Below are 18,750 nucleotides of genomic sequence, written 5' to 3'. Positions count from 1 at the left end.
AATACTACTATTTTTCTGTTACCAAGAACATATCGTTGGGGTTTAACCATACTGATTCAACGTGATTGCGCAGCAATACATATTTAAGCATTTAGGCTTGGTTAATTACCAAACAACTGTATACCAATTTATAGTTTAAAGCGATTTACCACAGTATGAACTTTATCACTGAGGGCTTTGAGAGCCTGGCTAGCTTGGTTTAACGTGGTCGCCGTGGTAACTGATTGCTCTGAGGCAGCGTTTAAATCATCCAGTCGTAAATTGATGGCTTGAGCCGCTTGAGTTTGCTGTTCTGTGGCTTGGGCTATCTGGGTATTCATTTGTGACATTTGGCCCATTAGTCGGGCTACTTCTTGCAGTGTCTGATTAGCTTCGTTTATGTTACCGACCGTTTTTTGGGATGTATCTTGGCTCGTTTTCACGGCTTCTACTGCAGCTTTAGCATCACTTTGTAATTTTTCAATCATGCTTTGAATTTCATCAGTACTATGTCCAGTGCGGCTAGCTAATGTGCGGACTTCATCTGCAACGACTGCAAAGCCTCGACCTTGTTCGCCAGCGCGAGCTGCTTCAATGGCAGCGTTTAATGCTAGTAAGTTGGTTTGTTCTGCAATCGCTCGTATCACATCGAGGACGCTACCAATATTTTCGCTCTGTTTGGCTAATTGAGAAACAACGGAATTAACTTGATCAATATTACTGGTTAAAGATTGAATATCTTCTACAGTGCGATTAACCGCTACAGCACCCGCTTGCGTATTGTTTTTTGCGTCACTAGTCGTGTTTTCAGCATTCAAAGCACTATTACTAACTTCACCTATTTGTTTAGTCATTTTGTCGATAGCATCGGCTACTTGCAAAGTAGCCTCACTTTGCTGTTGGGCAAAGGTATTACTGCTTTGGCTAACACTAGCAACAGAGTTAGATTGCGCAATTAATTCTTCGATGATGGTGCGTACCTGAACAAGAGATTCTCGTATTTTGGAGGTAAATTGATTAAAAAATTGGTTTAGTTGTGTTATTTCGTCATTTCCTTGTACTGGTAATTGCCGGGTTAAATCTCCTTCGCCCTGTGCTATGTCGCGCATGCGTTCACTGGCTTCTTGAATAGGACCGGTAATGCTCTTACTAATTAACCAAGTCGCGCCTAAAATAAAAACCAATCCAATAAAGGCTTCGAGAATATAAGAATTGCGCAGTTTGGCATAGAAGGCATCCAGTTTATCTAAGTAAATTCCCGAGCCTATAGTCCATCCCCAAGGACTAAATTCTTTAACATAGGATATCTTACCGGTGGGCTCTTCTTCACCTGGAAGTGGCCAAACATAAGTGACAAAGCCGCTGCCTTGATTTTTGACTAACAATGCCATCTCTCGGAAAAACGTTTTTCCATTAGCATCGGTACTATCGTATAAAGATTGGCCATTTAGGGCTGGTTTAAAGGGATGCATTATCATATTCGGTGCAGCATCCTGCAGCCAAAAATAATTATTGTTGTCGTATCTAAGCTCACTCACAGTCGCAATCGCCATTGCTTTTGCATCGTCTTCACTGAGTTGTTGGGTGCTTGCTAATTGATGGAAATGTTCGATAACGCTGTATGCTACATCTACAACGCTTTTGTTTTCTTTATACGCTTGTTGTTCCAATGATTCATAATGATGATTCAACACACTGAAACTAAGCAGTACGAGAACGAGTACCATTAGAATGACGATCAAACTTAATCGGTAGATCAATGAAAACCTACGTAAAAAAATCATTGCTAATTCCTCTACTATTGCCGCAAACGTATTGTGCGACGCTATTGTGTCGCGTTATTCTTTTTCTTTTAGTCTAGTCTATTTTTGTGGATTCAAACTTTAATCACGCAAAATAGTCTTTAATTGCCGACAAATCGTATCCCTTGGAACTGCATATTCTTTGTAGTTGTTGGAAAGAAGACTGCTCTTTTTGACTTAAAGCCCAAAGATGGGCAGCCCGGGTACCACTTCGGCAAAAACAATGGACTAAGCCATTTTGTTGCTCAAGTACCTGTTTGAATAATGCAATTTGCTGTTTTGCATAACAACCTGAATTAACTGGGATATGTTGATAGCTAACAGCTAGTGAATCACAAAGCAACTTCCACTCTCTGCTCGTCTTTTGTTGGTCGGTTTCATTGTCAGGCCGAACGTTAATTAGCATGGTTAAACCATTTTCAATTAACTCAGATAGCTGTTGTTTGTTTAGTTCACCAGATACTGAAAAGTGGTCGTTTAAATTAACAATCGACATAGCACATCCTCGATTAAAAGTTTGCGATAAAGGTGTAGGCCGACAAACCTATTAAACCCGCCGCAAATAGTCGCTTAATCACTGTTTGTGGAAGTTTATCTGCTACCTGTAATCCCACTAAAATACCCCCTATCGCACAGCCGCTTATTAGTGTCACTAGTGGCCAATTTAAGCGGATGTCTGCATCTTGAAATATCTGTAAATATTGGGAGAATCCACTAATACTCTGCATGACTATAATGACTAAACTGGTACCCACAGCCTGTTTAATCGGAATTTTTGCAATAAACATCAGTGCAGGCACAATCAGAAAACCGCCACCAACGCCGATTAAACCCGCTAAACATCCCACCAATAAACTTGCGGGGATCAACCAGAATCCTGAATGAGGAGGTGTTGGATTATTCGTTAGAGGGGAAACTGGCTTCAGCATGAAAACACTCGCCAATAGCATAATCCCTGCAAATATAAGCAATTGTAGTTGGGCGCTGACAAATTGAGCTAGGTAGGCTCCCCCGTACGCTGCAAACATGCTCGGTATGCCAAAATAGATGACCAATTTATAAATTATATTGCCTTTGAAATGGTGGGTTAGGGTGCCCACTAACGCCACTAATCCAACTATTAGTAAGGATTCCGCTATGGCGATTTTTTCAGGCTCTTTGGCAATGAAAATTAACAAAGGTAGGGTTAAAATGCTGCCGCCAGATCCCAGTAAACCAAGACTTAACCCCATGGTTATAGCACCCAACCAAATTATCGGATCAGTCATGGGTTAACCTAGCTTTACGGTTAGCGGTATTTTTAAATAACAAATACCATTATCTTCGCTGTCGGGCATCAGTCCTGCGCGAATATTCAGTTGAATAGAGGGTAAAAGTAGTTTTGGCGCAGGGAGCGTTTTATCACGTTCATTACGCAGCTTTACGAAATCGTTTTCGCTAACCCCGTGTTTTACGTGAATGTTATTGCGTAATTGCTGAAAAACGGTGGTTTCCCAGGCATATTCATTACGACCTTCAGCTTTATAATCATGGGCGACAAAGATTCGGGTGTCCCCAGGCAAGGCAAGTATTTTCTGAATAGATTGGTATAACGCTTTTGCGCTGCCGTTTGGAAAGTCAGCTCTAGCAGTACCATAATCGGGCATAAATAGAGTGTCACCAACAAATACGGCGTCTTCAATCAAATAACTCACACAGGCAGGCGTATGACCAGGGGTATTCATGACTTGAATGTCTAGATGGCCTAATTTAATTATTTCCCCGTCGCTAAATAAATGATCAAATTGACTGCCGTCACATGGAAAAGATGCCGCTAAGTTAAAGATTTTTTTGAAGGTGGATTGGACGATGCGAATATGTTCGCCAATGCCAATTTCGCCCCCGCGTTTTTCTTTAATATATTGGGAGGCAGTTATATGATCTGCGTGGGCATGGGTTTCAAGTATCCACTCTAAAGAGAAATTATTATCATCCAAATATTTGATCACCTTATCTGCACTGGCAGATGAAAGGGTGCCTGAATTAGCATCAAAATCTAAAACAGGATCAATTACTGCCGACAGGTTGCAGGTTTTGTCGGTTATAACATAGGTCATCGTATTGGTCTTTTCATCCAGAAATGGTTGAATAATGAGTTTATTCATGATGAATGATTCCTTCTTTGCTTAATTCAGGCTGCACCTTTGGATCAAGTGATATTTGTTGATCTATTTTGAGTTGGCGAGGAATAATGTGGGAGGCTACCAAAACAATTTTATGCTGGGAGAGTTGGTTTATATGTTTACAAGCAATTTCAATATTTGTTTCATCCAGTGCTTCAAATGGTTCATCGATTAAAATTAAATTAGCTTGACTTAACAGTGCGCGAGCCAAACCTAAACGTTTTCTTTCACCACCTGAAAAACGTCGACCGTTCTCTCCAATCCATTGGTTAATGTCTGTCATGTAGCCCAAACCAACTTGTTTAAGTACGTCCATTAAGTGTGTATCCGACGCATTGGGATTGGCAATAAGCAAGTTACTCTTTAGGGTGTCTGAAAGACAGTAGGGAAATTGTTCTATATACAGGCTGTCGTTGAGTAAACCACTTGGCACCTCTATTTGATTGACCTGACGACTTCCTTGACTAGGGATTAAGCCTGCAATTGCTTGTAGAAATCGACTTTTTCCTGCCCCGGAACTACCTACAATTAAACTCAAACTAGCAGGGCTGAAAGTAGCCGATACCTCAGGCATATGGGTATTTTGGGCTTCAAAATGAGAGACTGTCAGGATCTGTACTTCAGTGTCATGGCGATAAATAGATACAGCGTCCTGTTGCAAAGTCGTCAAACTTTTATTGGCGATATGGTAAGTGGCTAACTTATTTTGTGACTCAATGGAGCGGCCCAGCCAATCATTTACGCTCAGCAGTGCCATGGGAATAATCACAAACAAACTGTTCCCAAGGTGTGCTCCGGCATGATTGACTAAAATAAAACACAAGGTTGAAATACTGGTGATAGAGGTGAATAGGGCCGCTAATCGAGTATTCGATTGCATACGATTCTGTAAGCTACGAATTTGGGTTAATTTAGGAGGCTGCAATTGATTCTGCATGTGCCAAATAGGTGCACTTTCGATATGTTGAATTAAGCTCAACTGAGCCGCTTTTTGGTATTTAGCCAGTTTTGCTGCGTAGGATAAGGTGCTCAACACCAATGCAACGTAAATAGCACTAAAGACCAATAGAAACACGATTAATGGCCAGGTCAATAAAGGGGTAAACACGACAGCACAACACATGAGGATACTGATGGACAAAAACACGCCTGCATTTTGGCCCACCCAAGCAATCCAGATTGAAGCGACTTCTTCACTTTGATAGGCGAGGGCGTTCAATGAAACGTCTCTTTTAATGACATGCTTGTCAGCTAAAGATTGGAATATAGATAGACGAATGTCGGCCAAGGAGTTGAGTAAGTGATGGTGGCCAAACAGCATATTGAAATAACCAGAAGCTATACGCAAAATAGCGAGGCCTCGAATGACCACTGCGGGCAACATGTAGTTAAAACCCATTCCAGCAATGGCTGATGCGGCAATAAACCAGGAGGACACCAACAAAATGGTGAACCCCACCAGAACATGCACAATGGCGAGTATTAGGCTAATCCCTAACAGTTTTTTATGTTTCATTAGGGAACCTTAAATTGCCATCATCAAGTTGCCATTGTTGTGTAAACCAGTGTGAAGGTATGGACTTATGTGATGCCCAAATGACAGTCTTTTGTTGCAATCGCTGATGCAACAAAATGCTCAGTGCTTTATGCTGTTCTTGAGTCAGGTGGGCTGTGGGCTCATCAAGAAATACCACATCAGCGTTAATTAATAATATACGAGCTAAGGCTAAACGCTGAGCTTCACCTCCCGATAAAGGTGGATAGTCACCTAATGGTGTATCGAGTTGTTGTCTCAGTTTAAATGCCCAGTCATTTAGCTCAACGTCGACCAACACCTCCCAAAGCAAATGATCGGGGATAGTTTTCCCTAATGTGAGGTTATACCTTAGGGTATTATCCAATACGACGGTATCTTGGGTGAGCAAGTAGCAAGTGGCAGGGAACTGATGTGAAGCTTCTCTAAAGCCCATTAAAGCCTCTAGCAATACCGTTTTACCGGCGCCGGATTTGCCTTCTAGAAATACCCAATCTCCGGGACTAATTGAGATTTTTTTGGCACAAATATTGGGATTTTTGACCTGAAAGTTAAGCCAATCTATGCCATTAAATTTTTGTTGTCTTATTGGTGAACTAACCTCTTGAAATATTTCTGCAAAACGTTCAGCACTCGCTTCTGCTTTAGATTTTTGATGATAGTATTTTCCTAAGGTTTTTAGTTCTGCAAATAATAAAGGTGCCACCAGTAACATGAAAAGACCTGTTTGCAAATCCATTGCCGGACCAAATTCGAATTCGCCTATTAAGCTAAAACCAATGAAGACTGCCACTAATGCAATTGATAAGGTGGAAAAGAAATCCAGGACAGTAGACGAAAGAAACGCCACAGAAACGACTTTCATGGTTTTAGCGTTGACAATATTACTGGCCTGACTCAATCGCATTTGTTGCTCTTGATGTCGGTTAGTGGTGGTTATCAAAGGCAAGGCTTTTAATCTATCTGAAAACATCGCCCCTAATCGTTCTAAAGCGATAAAGTGTTTACGATGAAGTGCCGCCGCTCCCTTGCCTACAATAATCATAAACAAAGGAACCACAGGCATACAAAGCAGTAGCGATACTGCCACTACGTAGTTAATGGGAGCAATGAGCAGCAATATCACCAGCGGCGTAGTTGCCGCTAGCCATTTTTGAACACAGTATTGACTGACGTAATTACCCACATCAGTTATGTGATCGAACATCAATTGCTGCCAATAAGCCGGTGAATAGCGGCGAATTAAAGCCGTTTGTTGTTGCTGCCAAATGTGTTGAATATTGTCCTCAAGCTGGCTTTCAACTTGAGTTTTGCAGATAGCCGACAAGCTATCTGCAAAATACACACTGGCCAACCAAATACTTGACGCAATACCAAGGTATAACACCTCTCGCCCTTCGATCGTTTGTTGCTCGACAACAATCGACATCATCATTGCAGCAAAAAACCAAAAGGTGACAATTTGCGCACCGAACTGTATTAGGCGCAGCAAAAACACCTTGCTTTGGGGCACGCGAAATTCCTTGCTTTGCCCCCTTAGCCATAGTGTTGCCTGAGGTGTTATTTCAGTCGCCATTATGATTCGTCCGAGCGATCCATATCTTCTGTTGACTCAAGCCACATGGCGTTAATAATGCCAAATGAACATGCTAATAAAACGCCTAAGATCCATGTGAAATACCACATAATTTTTCTCCTGTAACTGTTAATAAATTGCGTGAGACTTGTTCAAGTCAGCTTGTTTTACTCGTCCCCGCATGACCCAGAAACCGTAAGCTGTGTAACACAGCACAATAGGTACAAATACACAGGCCACGATAAACATGGTTTGCAGCGTTAAATATGATGAGGTTGCATCCCAAACTGTTAAACTCGCGTCAGGCATGACACTGCTTGGCAATAGAAAGGGAAACATGGAAAAACCAGCGGTTAAAATGATACCGGCAATACTTAAACCACTCGCCGTGAAGGCTTTGCCACTTTTACCTTTGCTAGAAAACAAAGCAGAAGCTAGTGCCGCAACAATACCCAAAACAGGTGCCGCGACCATCCAAGGGTAGGCGCTGTAGTTATGCAACCATCCACCACTGACCACAGATACGCTTTTAAGTAATGGGTTGCTTGTTGCTGCTACATCAATAGTTGAAGTAATTTGGTAACCGTCAACACCGATGGCTAAATACACGCCGGCTAGGGAAAATAGCGCGGCTGTTGCTGACGCTAATATCACTGACACAGAACGTGCCCGTTGATATAAGTCACCGTCAGATTTAAGCTGCAGCCAAGTGGCCCCATGGTTTAGCAACATAGCAACCGAAACTAGGCCAGTGAGCAATGCAAATGGCGTGAGTAATCCAAAGAACGATCCGGTATAAGTCGATTTCAATGTTTCATCTAACTCAAACGGAATGCCTAGCAGCAAGTTACCGAAAGCCACACCAAAGATTAAGGCTGGAATGAAACCGCCTGCAAATAGCGCCCAATCCCACATCATTCGCCACTTTTTATTGGTCAGCTTACTGCGATAATCAAAGCCCAGCGGACGCATCCAAAGTGCAATTAAGGTCAGCGCTAATGCTAAGTAAAGACCAGAAAAAGCGGTGGCATATATCATTGGCCATGCTGCAAAAATGGCACCACCGGCAGTAATAAACCACACCTGGTTACCATCCCAATGGGGACCAATGGTATTGATCATGACTCGTCGTTCTTGATCCGTTTTACCTATCAGCGTTAACAATGCGCCTACGCCTAAATCGAAACCGTCAGTTACCGCGAAGCCTATGAGTAATACACCAATTAACACCCACCAGATAACGCGCAGCGTTTCATAATCAATCATGAGTTTGCTCCTTGAGGTTGTTCATTATTTAATAACTGTGCCGCTTCTTCTAATTCACGCTCAGCGTCTGCAAAGGTCTCACTGGGGCCTTTTTTCGCGTACTTTTGCATTAAGTAGAAAGCTGCAATAAACATAATTGCATAGAAAAAAGTGTAGGCAATTATCGTAATTACTACGTCAGTCACACTCAAATTTGATACCGATGCGTGGACAGGCAGAATTTCCGCAATTGACCAAGGTTGGCGACCATATTCTGCTACAAACCAACCCGCTTCAGAGGCAATCCAAGGAAGTGGTAGGCTCCAAAGTGCAAATTTCAGCAACCAGCGAGGCTTAGTGATTTGATGCTTAGTGGAGTAGTAAAAGGCAAGAGCAAACAATATTAACATCGCAAATCCTGATGCTACCATCAGTCTGAAACTCCAAAATAACGGAGCAACTTTTGGAATACTGTAGTCTACCGCTTGCTGAATGGCCTCTTCTGATGGGTTAGTCACATTATCAGTGAATGGTTGTAACAACATGGCGAAGCCTAAATTGTCTTTGTGCTGTTCAAATTCTGCGCGTTGGTTTGACGTGGCTTCTCCGCTTCTTACTTTGTCTAGTAAGTCGTAGGCAATAATACCAGACAGAATACGCTCCCTATGGCGTTCTTTATGCTCTTTTAACCCTACCACTTCTTCGTCAAGAGAGCGGGTAGCAATGATCCCCATTGCATAAGGAATTTGAATGGCATAGTCAACGCTTTGGGTTTCATCATTAGGCAGTCCAAACAGGGTAAATGCGGCAGGGGCGGGTTGCGTCTCATATTCAGCCTCAACTGCAGCTAGTTTCACTTTTTGCACATCACCTAACTCATAACCACTTTCATCCCCTAATATAATTACCGAAATGACCGAGGCTAATCCAAAACTTGCAGCGATGGCGAACGAGCGTCGAGCAAAAGCCACATCTTTGTTTTTGAGTAGGTAATATGATGAGATGGCTAACACAAAGATAGCGCCTGTGACGTATCCGGCAGAAACGGTATGCACGAACTTAACCTGAGCAACAGGGTTGAAAATTACCTCTGCAAAACTGGTCATTTCCATACGCATGGATTCAAAGTTAAACTCGGCACCTACAGGAAATTGCATCCAGCCATTGGCTATTAAGATCCACAGAGCTGAGAAGTTAGAACCTAGGGCAACTAACCAAGTTGTCATTAGGTGTTTTACTTTGCTCATTTTGTCCCAACCAAAGAAAAACAAACCAACAAAGGTAGACTCTAAGAAGAAGGCCATAAGCCCTTCTATGGCCAAAGGTGCTCCGAAGATATCACCAACATAATGGGAATAATAAGACCAGTTCATGCCGAACTGAAATTCCATGGTTAGACCTGTGGCAACGCCAATGGCAAAGTTGATCCCAAACAACTTACCCCAAAACTTGGTCATTTGTTTGTAGATATCTTTGCCTGTCATAACATACACAGATTCCATTATGGCAAGCATAAAACTCAGCCCTAAGGTTAATGGAACAAATATGAAATGAAACATGACGGTAGAGGCAAATTGCCAACGAGATAACTCGATTAGAGTCTCGTTCATACTGTTTCTCCTAGTGATTTAAAAAGTGTTGTCGAATTTTATTATATTCCGAAGATTTCAGGCTCGGAGTTGATCTTAATCAAGGGAATTGCATTCAACGTGCCAAATTTTGAAAAAACTTTAAGTGTCTGAAAATTATGTTTTTTTATTTCTTGGTGGACTATTTTGAGAAGCGTAAATGTCACTTATGACAATAAGTGTGTCATAAGTGACAAATGGTGGTTTTGCTGGTAAGCAAATTAATTGGACGCACTGGCAGTGACACTAAACGCACCGCGAATATCGTTTAGAGAAAAGTTTATTGCTGCGTCTTGTGGGTAATGTTGATCAATTTTGTCTTGTAATTTAGGTGAAACATTTGAGCCATGGCAAGCTATACACAACTGACCTGTGGGAATCGCTTTCATCATCCTAAATTGCCCATTCACAATTTCACTGTAGACTAACTTATCGATGGGTTGGCCGTTCTTTGCTTGTTGTTCAAAGTTAAGCAATACCGGTTTTTGCCATTCATTTGGTAAATTAAGTGGATTGCGAGTTTTTAAACTGGTGCGGCTTAATTTCCAACCCTTTGTGGATAACTCTGATGCTATCTGTGGTGCCTGTTGCTGACAGACATCCACTGCATTTTCGAAACCTCCAGAAGCGATTGCATCCAGCAAAGCCGTTTTAAGTTGATTACCAAACTGCGCCATTTTTTGTTTAGCAATCTGTTGTAATTGTAACTTATCTTGCTGACTTTCAAAGGAATTAGTGGGCGGCAGCTTATTTTCGGTTTCAATTGGATTTGCACTTGCTAGCGTCACAAACAAGCTGACGCTAACCATCATCGACAATTTAACGGTAGATACAAATTTTGCTAAACTCTTTTTCATAATCATTCCTATTCTAGACGTTCTATTCCTAGTGCTTTCAACACATATTTTTCGTAAACAGGTTCACTGGTACCCGTGCGCATTTTCCGCATGAAATACTTTTCAAATGCGATTTTGGCTAAATGTACCCATTTTCCTTTTTTAAACCAGGCCACATTTCGAGGCGGAATTTGCGGCATAGCAACGAAGGCTGCGCCGGTATTTCCCATGTCGGCTAAACAAATTGCATGCATCGTGCCTTTAGTCTGTGGCGGTTGATCATCAATAATGAGTGCTTTTAAATTATGCGCGATTGCGGTCATCATGGTTTCAATCATGTAACCCGTTTTGGGTGTACCCGTAGGCACAGGAGTTGTCTCAACCGGCGGAATGGCAACACAGACACCGCCAGAGAATATATTGGGATAGGTTGGATTACGATGGTATTCATCGGTAATCACAAACCCTTTTGGATTGCATAACCCGTCTACACTGGCCACCGCATCAACACCACTAAAAGGCGGTATAAGCATGGCATGAGTGAAGGGAAGTTGGTGCTCGAATTCTACCTCACCTTTACGGTTGAATTCGGATACATGCATTATATCCTCACAGACTTCATCTACACTGGTATTGCATGTCCATTTAATATCACGGGATCTAAGTTCTGATTCCAGCATGCTTTTGGAATCCCCAACACCGCCTAAACCCATATGTCCTATGTAAGGTTCACAAGTCACAAAATGAATGGGTACTTTGTGGCGGATCTTGGCATCTCGCAGTGCTTTGTCCAAGATAAACGCATATTCGTAAGCAGGCCCAAAACAACTTGCACCTTGAAACGCACCAACCACCACTGGGCCGGGTTTTTTCAATAGCTTTTCAAAATCTTGATAACACCTTTGGGCATGCTCTAAGGTACATATTGATTGGGTATAATACTCTGGACCTGCTCCTTTAATATTACTGAAAGCGAGCTTTGGCCCTGTTGCGATAATCAGATAATCGTAGCTTATGGTGTCGTTCTCATGGGTTAAAATAGTATTGTTTTGAGCATCTATTTTATCCACTCTTGCACACACGAATTCAATGTCTTTTTTGTTCAGATATTTTTCAATCGGCATTGTAATCGCATCAGGTTCTCTCCATCCAACGGCTACCCATGGGTTAGATGGTACAAAGCGGAAATCTGGTCGCTCGTTGATAACAATAACTTGATGTTCCTTGCCCAGCATCTCCTTTGTTTCATAAGCCGCTGGCATGCCTCCGGTTCCTGCACCTAAAATCACTATTTTAGCCATATTAGTTCCTCACCTTTCGTAATATCGTTAATTGGTACGACATATAGATACTATCTAAGCAAGACGCGTGCTATAACTGCAAAAAACCATAACCCATTGAATATTATTAGGTTTATTTTAAATTGTTGACTTATTTTTAATATGACTTGATCCAATTGTCATTTTTGACACAGAATGAGTCAATACTGACTTGATAATAGGGTATCTGAACGTGAACATTGGTGTTATCCAATCTATGATAGATGCAATGGAAAAGCCGGCAATTTTTATAGATCTTGACTATCGTATTCTAGCTGTGAATTCAGCTTATCGAGATACTTACGAAAATGAAGTTATTGTAGCGAAAAGTCGTTGTTTTGAAATTTCTCACCGCAATTCATCTCCCTGTGACAAGCACGGTGAAGATTGTCCTATGGAGCTATGTAAAAAAACGGGAAAAACCAGCAGCGTGATTCACATTCACGATACGCCCTACGGTAAAACCTATTGCGATATTTTGATGAAACCCATTAAAGATGAAAATGGCATCACCACCGGATTTTTAGAAGTGTTAGAGCGGATAAAATTTGCATCTAATGAGTCAAGTACACAGTTAATGATAGGAGATTCAGAGCCTTTTAGAGCGATGCTCAACAAAATTAATCGTTCAGCTAAGGCCGATATTGCGGTGTTGTTGCATGGTGAAACGGGGACAGGTAAAGAGTTGGTGGCTAAAGCTGTACACGAGTCAAGTACTAGGGCGGAAAAGCCGTTTGTTATTATTGAGTGTACCGGCTTAAATGAAAATCTATTTGAATCGGAGTTATTTGGCCACGAGAAAGGTGCATTTACTGGCGCGACCCATGCTAAAAAAGGTTTGATAGAAATGGCTAATGGTGGCACTGTCTTTTTTGATGAGATTGCTGACGTACCATTAGCGATGCAAGTCAAATTATTAAGACTCCTTGAAACCCATTGTTATCGGACGGTAGGTGGAATTAAGCAGAAAAAGGCTGATTTCAGGTTGATTTGTGCAAGTCACAAAAACTTACTTGATTTAGTGGCATCAGGTGAATTTAGGAAAGACTTGTATTATCGCATTGCCGGTTTTCCTATAATGTTGCCGTCATTGGCGCAGCGCCGCTCCGACATACCCATTTTAGTCGAACATTTTTTAAAACAATCTGAAATGCATCGCAAAAAGTTCAGTGAACAAGCAATGCTTAAGCTTAGTCAGTATGACTTTCCAGGTAATATTCGTGAACTCAGAAGTATTGTTGAACACTCTGCGTTACTAGCAAATGAAGATATTATTGAGGTTGAAGATTTGCCAGACCTCGTCAGCAATACCGAAGGGTTTGAAGTGCAAGAGTTTAAACAGATTATTTCCTTAGATGAGATGGAGAAAAAATATTTATCGCAATTGTGTTTTACCAGCACTTTACCTGTGGATGAACTTGCCCAACAATTGGGTGTGAGCCCGCGAACGCTTTATCGGAAACTACAAAAATACGGCTTAAAATACGACGGAGGATGATAAAACTGAGTCATCTATAATTCATCCTGTCTTATAATTTACTTGCTATTTAATACAAATAGCTACCGTGATTTACTACTCGTTAGCCATTTCTTTTTCGGTTTTGAATCCAAATACTTTGCGTATAATAAAGGTCGCAGGGCAAAGGCCTGTAAAACTTTGTTGGAACAAATTGGCTCCAATAAACACCGTAAACCATACAAAGTTTGGGTGAACCCAAACAGTTAAGGCAACGGAGACTAGCACCATAAAACCCGCAAATGCAGTTAACACTCTTTCAGCAGACATATTCAGCCTCTTTTATCATCGGTTGTGGAGGTTAGTAAAAATATTTGAAGCTTGCATAAAGGTTACTGGCATCTTCAAACTGATTGTAAAATGTGTGATTATCATCACCGTAAAATAGGTTTATTCCACCTGCCACCTGCCATTGATCAACTGGGCTGTAATCGGCGCGTAATTTTAAAAAGCCATCATGATCGCTGGTGGAGTAAAAGTTAAAAGCATTAATCGTTAAGGTTTGTTGCATTAACCGATAAATAAATTGCTGGGTAACGACGATACGACTGCGATTAGGATCATACTCTGGTGTTAGGGAGTTTAGTTTTAGTTCTGAATAGTCATGAGTATGCTCTAAATACCATTGTATACTTGCCGTTAAGTCTTTTATCACTTCTTGCTCATAACCAACGAGATATCGACTTTGATCATTAGGAATTAACGGCTCTGAGCCTTGGCTATCATCTTTGGAGGCATAATAAGCGAACTCTGCTTTGATAAGGCCCGCAAAAGCAGGGCTTACGACGCTGGCACCATATACATTGAGTTTAGAAAAGTATGCTTGGCCTTCACTGGTTAGACTGCTGGGAGATTTATGAAATCCATCATAACCATAAATGGCGATCTCTGACGAACCTATGCTTTTATAATATCGTAATGCGTATTCTGGTGACTCCGGTAAATAAGGTGATTTTACGTCGAAACCTGGCGCAATGTTAGTGCCAAATGAAGCAGAGAAAAATGAAAAATAATCACCGTTAATATAATTGTCTGCAGCAAATTCTGGAGTAATAACGAAATCCATATTACCCCAATCAAAAAAGCCAGATAATTTCGCAGATAAGGAAGGGGCCTTAAGGTAATCATCATTACGCCCAGCAAAAAATGATTGGTAGTCTTTTGGGAATAGATCGTTTAGAAATAAATAGTCACCCGTCCCCCAAGTCAGCACTTGTTGGCCTAACTTTAAATCAAAGTTCTTTCCCCATTGAGCAATTGAATCTAATCTTCCTTGCCATGCAAACTCTCGAACATTTAATTTAACTTGATCTAGAACGCCATCATAATACAGGTCACTAGTCACGGTTAAACTGGATTCGCTGAGTAGCTTTTCCCATTGGACTTGCAAGCGAATATCTCTGAGGGTTTTTGCCCCATCAATTGCAGGATCTGAGGTGAATCTGTTACCTACACTGATATCAACAAAGCCTGCAAATAGAGGGGAAGCCTCTTCTTCTTCCGACCAATCCCCCATATCCCACTCATCCTCTGTGGTTTGCGCCCTAGTATTGAGGGAGACTAAAAGTAAAATCATTGCTAAAACAGAAATGGGCGATAAGCTTTTTTTCATTAGTTTAACCATTGACGAGGAGGGGTACGTAAACTGCGTTCCGAAAATACATCGTCTGGCAGACCCAGGTCATAACTGATATTTCTGAATTCCATTAAGGTATAGCCACCATTGACCAAATCGCTTACTTTAGAGCGCAGCACGGTAGGGAAACCTTGAATATTATCAATTTTCACCGCTTCAACACGGCGATAATTCACCCCTTCTTGATTAAAAAAGTCAATTTTGACGGGGAGTTTTGACTGCTTACTAATACTGACATGGTAGTAGCTAAATTCCACGCTATCTGCGGATTTAGGCGTGGCTTTAAGAATGTAATTTTCCGACGTCTCATCAACCAGTTCGAAGTCATCCTCTGAGATTGCTCGGCCAGAAACATCCTCGTAGAAAAAGTGTGATCCTACAAAAGAGGTACGTTTGTCGCCAGCTGAGATACGTTTTACTAGATCTAAAGCAGGGAGGTACAACCAACGGTCATCGTCTACTGTAATATCGGCATGTTTTTCTACTCTAAATACAGTGTCTTTCACATCTGTTGGTCGGCTGAAAAATACCATCATTTGTTGATCACCATTGTCTTTAATATCACGTCTTAAAATCGTGAATTGACGCATTTGTTTACGCCCCTGGGCATCGACTATCATCATGCGTGCATCTGAGCGACCGTCTTGTCCGCTGTAATATGCGACTTTTTCAGAACTGATAATTAATGCTTCAACATCAACCTCTGCAAAACTGGGTAGTGATAGGACTAATGCAAAAATAAATAATGTAAATCGAGACATTCTAAACCTCCAAATTAACTAGTTCTTAAAAACTAAGGGTTTTGCCAACGACATCACCGCGGGCAAAATAAGTAAGGTCACCAAGGCCGAAATAGCCATAATACTGGCTAAAAATACGCCCACAGTGATGTAAGGAACAAGTGGCGCAAAAAGCAATGGCGTAAACCCTAAGGCGATGACTAAAGCATTTCGTGTAATAGCGGTGGCCGGTTCTTGAAACATCAGCGAAAATGTTTGTTTCACATCCTGTGTTTGTTTAAACAGGGCACGGGCTCTTTCCAAAAAGTGGATGGCGAAGTCTACTGAAAGGCCTAGGGTTAAGGCTGACAAAACAGCAATGGGCATATCGTAGTCTTTACCAACAATGCCAATTAATCCATAAATGAAGGTAATGGTAATGGTCAGCGGTAGCATCGCTAATAACCCAAATACCAAGGATCGGAATAAAATAACCATCATGATAAACACAATCACAAAGGCACTGATTAAGCTATCAAGCATGCCTGCCACCATATTTTCCTGCCAAATGACGTTAATATAAGCTTTGCCTGCCCAGCCTAATTCAACACCCGCAGGGAGTGGGTGACTGGCAACATAATCATCTACCAATTGAATGACCTTTGTCATATCTTGATTATCGCCACTACTCAACTGCAACCAAATTAGACTTTGCTGGTAATCCGGTGTGACAAAATGCCATAAATCATTGGGTCGATGGGATGACTGATATTGCATTAACGTTTGCGCCACAGCTTGTGGTGACCTTGGAATTTGATAATCTTGTGCTTCACCTGATCTGAGTTCTCGATTCACGACTTTAGTGACATCAGCAAGAGAATTCGATTTGCCCACTAGCCCTGATGCTTGCAACTCCGTCTGTAGAGATTCTATATAGGCCAGTAGTGTTGGCGACTGGAAGGCTTTCGACTGACTCAATGCTGTTTCCGTTTGAGCTAACAATACATTTAAATACTGCTCTTCTTGAGAATTTATTGAAGAAAACATCTTATCTTCTATCTCAATAATAAGTTGCTGATATTGTTCATTTAACGGCTCATTTTCGAGTTTTTCCATTGTACTCTTTTGCCAGTCACTTAAGGACGAAGGCAGGTTCTGTGACATGATATTCTTCAAAGGCACTAAGTTTGATTGTTGACTAAGTACTATGTATGCATCGTAGGTTCCAGCAAAGTTTTCATTCAGTACTTTGTCGGCGACGCGGATCTCATGATCGGGTTTGAACCATCGCACAGGGTTGTCGTTAATTTGAATTTGGGTAATTCCCCATACGGAGACTGCAAAAATCACTGTAAAACTCAAGATTAAAGCACCTTTAAAATTCATGGCAATCTTACCCAATGCGCCTGCAATCTTGGCGATTCTGGTACCGTCGCTGTGCTGGCTATGCATCACATCCTGTAAACTTAGTAGGGACTTTTCACCCATTCGTGATAGATAAGCTGGCATAAAGGTAATCGTGATTAAAAATGCCAGTAAAATGCCTGTGCCCACAAAGGCACCAAATATTTGCACAGGGGGAATAGGGGTTAACATCAATGAATAAAATCCCACTGAGGAGGTAATTGATGTATACAGCATGGGCGTAAATAAATGGCCAACCACTTCTTCTATGGTCTCTTGAAGATCTTCTCCTGGTTTATGCCGATCACTAAACTCCGACAAAATATGAACAGAATCAACCACCGCAATCGGCATCAGAAAAATTGCAATCATGGATGACATGATATGAACAGTGAATCCCATCCCAATTAATGCCCCCATGGTTATAATAACCGTTGCCATAGCGACAATCATAGGCGCGATAATTAAGGGCAAGTTACGGAAGAAAATAAACAATAGAATAAAAATGGTTAAGCCTGCAAGAGGTGCCGAAATTCCCATTTGTACAAACATCTCAAAACCAAATTGGTCTTCGGCAACGGGTAGCCCGGTGATGTACCACTGGGCGCTGCTATCCTGAGATTCGATGGCGGCGCGTATTTGTTGTGCAATATTAAAACTCTGGTTTTTATCTAAAATCGGCACGTAAATAGCGGCCGCTTTACCATTGTTTGATGCCAAGGTGTCTTGCAGCAAGGGGAGACGGGACAAGTTGTGTTGTATCTGCTGGCTTACTGAAATCGTTTTTGGAGGCGAGGGCATCATCCATTCAAACCGAATTGCTCCTGTTCCTTCCTGACTAATATTATCTACTGTTGAAATCGACATGACATCGGCAGAAACAACCCCTTCTATTGACATAATTGTCTTCGTTATGTCAAATATGTCAGTAAGCACCTGAGGTTTGAATACACCATATTCATCGGACGTATTGACCACCCCAACGACGATTGCGTCATACATACTAAAGGTTTGTTTTACTTGATTGTGAAACACTCGGGCTGGGTGCTCTGCATCCAGCATATTCTCTGGATCGGTATCAATTTGAATACGAGGGATTTGAGATGCTAATAGCACCACAAATAGCAATAAAATCCCATACACTAATTTCGGTTTGTGGGTACATAAATGGACTAAATTGTTGGCTATATTTTTCATAAAACCCGGTTGTTTCCCATCATTCATGTTAATTTGATTAAGTGATTTGCAATATGAGTGCCATTGATCTGAAGTATGTAGGCTGCACTTACCTAAAAGTTAATATTGAATGTGATCTAACGTCATAAGTTGAGTGAAAGTTTTAGGAGTAGCTGAATTTTTGCTAGGTAGAGTGAGTCTTGTTACTGGGTTTGTTG

16 protein-coding genes are annotated in these 18,750 nt (G+C 41.4%); 1 reads left to right on the top strand and 15 read right to left on the bottom strand.

The genetic code is table 11. The features are described from left to right. Nucleotides 1-128 precede the first annotated feature (128 nt). The 11 genes from ACYVIL_RS03955 to ACYVIL_RS03905 form a co-directional block, all read right to left on the bottom strand. On the bottom strand, nt 129-1,763 hold the full coding sequence (locus tag ACYVIL_RS03955) for a methyl-accepting chemotaxis protein (RefSeq protein ID WP_460311631.1): 1,635 nt from the start codon (nt 1,761-1,763) through the stop codon (nt 129-131). A gap of 103 nt (nt 1,764-1,866) precedes the next feature. Beyond that, on the bottom strand, nt 1,867-2,277 hold the full coding sequence (locus ACYVIL_RS03950) for a protein tyrosine phosphatase family protein (RefSeq protein WP_460311630.1): 411 nt from the start codon (nt 2,275-2,277) through the stop codon (nt 1,867-1,869). A 13-nt stretch (nt 2,278-2,290) separates the two neighbouring features. Beyond that, the gene (locus ACYVIL_RS03945) at nt 2,291-3,049 is read right to left on the bottom strand and encodes a sulfite exporter TauE/SafE family protein (RefSeq protein ID WP_460311629.1); all 759 of its coding nucleotides are present in this window, start codon (nt 3,047-3,049) and stop codon (nt 2,291-2,293) included. Nucleotides 3,050-3,052: 3 nt separating this feature from the next. After that, complete coding sequence (locus tag ACYVIL_RS03940; RefSeq protein ID WP_460311628.1) at nt 3,053-3,925, bottom strand: MBL fold metallo-hydrolase; 873 nt, start codon at nt 3,923-3,925, stop codon at nt 3,053-3,055. Then, nucleotides 3,918-5,459, bottom strand: a complete 1,542-nt coding sequence (locus tag ACYVIL_RS03935) for an ATP-binding cassette domain-containing protein (RefSeq protein WP_303474833.1) — start codon at nt 5,457-5,459, stop codon at nt 3,918-3,920. Before ACYVIL_RS03935 ends, ACYVIL_RS03940 begins: the two co-directional genes overlap by 8 nt. Next, nucleotides 5,449-7,053 carry an ABC transporter ATP-binding protein/permease gene (locus ACYVIL_RS03930; RefSeq protein ID WP_460311627.1) on the bottom strand — a complete coding sequence of 535 codons (1,605 nt, stop codon included), beginning with the start codon at nt 7,051-7,053 and terminating at the stop codon, nt 5,449-5,451. Before ACYVIL_RS03930 ends, ACYVIL_RS03935 begins: the two co-directional genes overlap by 11 nt. Beyond that, a complete protein-coding gene (cydX, locus tag ACYVIL_RS03925) occupies nt 7,053-7,163 on the bottom strand; it encodes a cytochrome bd-I oxidase subunit CydX (RefSeq protein ID WP_303474831.1) in 111 nt (36 codons plus the stop codon). Before cydX ends, ACYVIL_RS03930 begins: the two co-directional genes overlap by 1 nt. Nucleotides 7,164-7,182: 19 nt before the next feature. Continuing rightward, entirely contained in the window at nt 7,183-8,319 is a 1,137-nt protein-coding gene (gene cydB, locus ACYVIL_RS03920; protein ID WP_303474830.1) for a cytochrome d ubiquinol oxidase subunit II, read from the bottom strand. Beyond that, nucleotides 8,316-9,908 carry a cytochrome ubiquinol oxidase subunit I gene (locus tag ACYVIL_RS03915; protein ID WP_303474829.1) on the bottom strand — a complete coding sequence of 531 codons (1,593 nt, stop codon included), beginning with the start codon at nt 9,906-9,908 and terminating at the stop codon, nt 8,316-8,318. Before ACYVIL_RS03915 ends, cydB begins: the two co-directional genes overlap by 4 nt. Nucleotides 9,909-10,147: 239 nt before the next feature. Further along, the gene (locus ACYVIL_RS03910; protein WP_460311626.1) at nt 10,148-10,783 is read right to left on the bottom strand and encodes a Tll0287-like domain-containing protein; all 636 of its coding nucleotides are present in this window, start codon (nt 10,781-10,783) and stop codon (nt 10,148-10,150) included. A gap of 8 nt (nt 10,784-10,791) precedes the next feature. After that, nucleotides 10,792-12,063 (bottom strand): NAD(P)/FAD-dependent oxidoreductase, encoded by a 1,272-nt coding sequence (locus tag ACYVIL_RS03905; RefSeq protein ID WP_460311625.1) that lies wholly within the window; start codon nt 12,061-12,063, stop codon nt 10,792-10,794. Nucleotides 12,064-12,298: 235 nt separating this feature from the next. Between ACYVIL_RS03905 and ACYVIL_RS03900 the strand changes: the two genes are divergently transcribed. Then, nucleotides 12,299-13,579 carry a sigma-54 interaction domain-containing protein gene (locus tag ACYVIL_RS03900; protein WP_460311693.1) on the top strand — a complete coding sequence of 427 codons (1,281 nt, stop codon included), beginning with the start codon at nt 12,299-12,301 and terminating at the stop codon, nt 13,577-13,579. Nucleotides 13,580-13,654: 75 nt separating this feature from the next. On the opposite strand, the gene ACYVIL_RS03895 is transcribed toward ACYVIL_RS03900, so the two are convergent. The 4 genes from ACYVIL_RS03895 to ACYVIL_RS03880 are packed head-to-tail and all read right to left on the bottom strand — an operon-like array spanning nt 13,655 to nt 18,553. Further along, nucleotides 13,655-13,867: a YgaP family membrane protein gene (locus ACYVIL_RS03895; RefSeq protein WP_303474826.1), complete on the bottom strand. Its 213-nt coding sequence runs from the start codon at nt 13,865-13,867 to the stop codon at nt 13,655-13,657. 31 nt (nt 13,868-13,898) lie between these two features. Beyond that, complete coding sequence (locus ACYVIL_RS03890) at nt 13,899-15,209, bottom strand: hypothetical protein (RefSeq protein ID WP_460311624.1); 1,311 nt, start codon at nt 15,207-15,209, stop codon at nt 13,899-13,901. Continuing rightward, the gene (locus ACYVIL_RS03885) at nt 15,209-15,994 is read right to left on the bottom strand and encodes an outer membrane lipoprotein-sorting protein (RefSeq protein WP_460311623.1); all 786 of its coding nucleotides are present in this window, start codon (nt 15,992-15,994) and stop codon (nt 15,209-15,211) included. Before ACYVIL_RS03885 ends, ACYVIL_RS03890 begins: the two co-directional genes overlap by 1 nt. An 18-nt stretch (nt 15,995-16,012) precedes the next feature. Continuing rightward, nucleotides 16,013-18,553: an efflux RND transporter permease subunit gene (locus ACYVIL_RS03880; RefSeq protein ID WP_460311622.1), complete on the bottom strand. Its 2,541-nt coding sequence runs from the start codon at nt 18,551-18,553 to the stop codon at nt 16,013-16,015. Nucleotides 18,554-18,750: the final 197 nt, after the last annotated feature.

This window comes from Aliiglaciecola aliphaticivorans (assembly GCF_054782055.1).
The sequence above is the reverse complement of the archived record's forward strand: the minus strand, read 5'-3'. Positions and strand labels throughout refer to the sequence as shown.

Bases quoted from the DNA above. Each gene is read 5' to 3' on its own strand.
- ACYVIL_RS03900 (WP_460311693.1), top strand. From the start codon at position 12,299: ATGATAGATGCAATGGAAAAGCCGGCAATTTTTATAGATCTTGACTAT.
- ACYVIL_RS03890 (WP_460311624.1), bottom strand. From the start codon at position 15,209: ATGAAAAAAAGCTTATCGCCCATTTCTGTTTTAGCAATGATTTTACTT.
- ACYVIL_RS03885 (WP_460311623.1), bottom strand. From the start codon at position 15,994: ATGTCTCGATTTACATTATTTATTTTTGCATTAGTCCTATCACTACCC.
- ACYVIL_RS03935 (WP_303474833.1), bottom strand. From the start codon at position 5,459: ATGAAACATAAAAAACTGTTAGGGATTAGCCTAATACTCGCCATTGTG.
- ACYVIL_RS03955 (WP_460311631.1), bottom strand. From the start codon at position 1,763: ATGATTTTTTTACGTAGGTTTTCATTGATCTACCGATTAAGTTTGATC.
- ACYVIL_RS03940 (WP_460311628.1), bottom strand. From the start codon at position 3,925: ATGAATAAACTCATTATTCAACCATTTCTGGATGAAAAGACCAATACG.
- ACYVIL_RS03950 (WP_460311630.1), bottom strand. From the start codon at position 2,277: ATGTCGATTGTTAATTTAAACGACCACTTTTCAGTATCTGGTGAACTA.
- cydB (WP_303474830.1), bottom strand. From the start codon at position 8,319: ATGATTGATTATGAAACGCTGCGCGTTATCTGGTGGGTGTTAATTGGT.
- ACYVIL_RS03945 (WP_460311629.1), bottom strand. From the start codon at position 3,049: ATGACTGATCCGATAATTTGGTTGGGTGCTATAACCATGGGGTTAAGT.
- ACYVIL_RS03910 (WP_460311626.1), bottom strand. From the start codon at position 10,783: ATGAAAAAGAGTTTAGCAAAATTTGTATCTACCGTTAAATTGTCGATG.
- ACYVIL_RS03915 (WP_303474829.1), bottom strand. From the start codon at position 9,908: ATGAACGAGACTCTAATCGAGTTATCTCGTTGGCAATTTGCCTCTACC.
- cydX (WP_303474831.1), bottom strand. From the start codon at position 7,163: ATGTGGTATTTCACATGGATCTTAGGCGTTTTATTAGCATGTTCATTT.
- ACYVIL_RS03905 (WP_460311625.1), bottom strand. From the start codon at position 12,063: ATGGCTAAAATAGTGATTTTAGGTGCAGGAACCGGAGGCATGCCAGCG.
- ACYVIL_RS03930 (WP_460311627.1), bottom strand. From the start codon at position 7,053: ATGGCGACTGAAATAACACCTCAGGCAACACTATGGCTAAGGGGGCAA.
- ACYVIL_RS03895 (WP_303474826.1), bottom strand. From the start codon at position 13,867: ATGTCTGCTGAAAGAGTGTTAACTGCATTTGCGGGTTTTATGGTGCTA.
- ACYVIL_RS03880 (WP_460311622.1), bottom strand. From the start codon at position 18,553: ATGAAAAATATAGCCAACAATTTAGTCCATTTATGTACCCACAAACCG.